The organism is Mesorhizobium sp. M7A.F.Ca.CA.002.05.1.1 (assembly GCF_003998335.1).
In the GTDB taxonomy this organism is placed as follows: Bacteria; Pseudomonadota; Alphaproteobacteria; order Rhizobiales; family Rhizobiaceae; genus Mesorhizobium.
Window position 1 is genome coordinate 1 of record NZ_RZQI01001669.1, and the last position, 426, is coordinate 426.

Below are 426 nucleotides of genomic sequence, written 5' to 3' on the forward strand. Positions count from 1 at the left end.
GGTCCGTAATTGTTCGAGCAATTGGAAAGCACGACCGGCAGGCCATAGGTTTCGTGCCAGGCCCGCACCAGATGATCCGAGGCCGCCTTCGAGGCGGAATAGGGCGAGGATGGCGCGTAGGGCGTTTCCTCGACGAACATGCCGCCGTCGAAGGGAAGATCGCCGAACACCTCGTCGGTCGAGACATGATGGAAGCGGAAATGGCTCTTCCGGTCTTCGGGCAGGCCGCGCCAATATTCCAGCGCGGCATTGAGCATCTTGTAGGTGCCGACGATGTTGGTCTCGATAAAGGTGCCCGGCCCATCGATCGAGCGGTCGACATGGCTCTCGGCGGCAAGGTTCATGACGATGTCGATATCGTCGCGCCGGAGGATGTCGAGCACAGCCTTTTCGTCGCAGATGTCGGCCTGCGCGAAGCGATAATTG

1 protein-coding gene is annotated in these 426 nt (G+C 60.3%); it reads right to left on the reverse strand.

What is annotated here, in order from left to right; translation table 11 throughout:
* Positions 1-426, reverse strand: a 426-nt coding sequence (locus tag EN939_RS37695; protein WP_127272171.1) for a dTDP-glucose 4,6-dehydratase, incomplete at both ends; no start/stop codon positions are given.